1 pseudogene is annotated in these 516 nt (G+C 58.1%); it reads left to right on the top strand.

Annotation, left to right across the window (positions count from 1 at the left end):
• Positions 1 to 516: pseudogene (locus tag BFP99_RS19660) on the top strand (RHS repeat protein); the annotation flags it as partial.

A 516-nucleotide genomic window follows, 5' to 3' on the forward strand; every position in this document is an offset into this window, starting at 1 on the left:
CGCGAGGATGAGCATGGCGCGCTGACCCAGTATCAGTGGGACAGCGTGGGTCGCTTGGTTCGCGTCGTATTACCAGGCGGTGCATGTCGGGAATACAGCTACAACCCCTACGGCAAAATCACCGCCGAACGCGATGAGCTGGGGCATGTCACCCGCTACGAATACGCCGACGGGTTGCACCTGATCAGTCGGCGCATCAACGCTGATGGCACTCAGGTCAAGTACCGCTACGACAACGTGCGGTTATTGCTGACCGAGATCGAAAACGAAGTCGGCGAGACCTACCGACTTGCTTATCATCCCAACGGACTGATCCAGCAGGAAACCAGGTTTGATGGGCAGCGTACGGCCTACGTCTACGACCTCAACGGCAACCTGCAGGAAAAGACCGAACACGGTGACGATGGAAGTCAGCTCGTTAACCGTTACGAGCGAGACCACGCCGGACGCCTCGTCAGAAAAACCCTGCCCGACGGCAGCCTTGTTGAATATGCCTACGACCGTCAGGGCAACCTC

The sequence above is a fragment of the Pseudomonas sp. 1 R 17 genome, from assembly GCF_900067035.1.
Lineage (GTDB): Bacteria > Pseudomonadota > Gammaproteobacteria > Pseudomonadales > Pseudomonadaceae > Aquipseudomonas > Aquipseudomonas marginalis.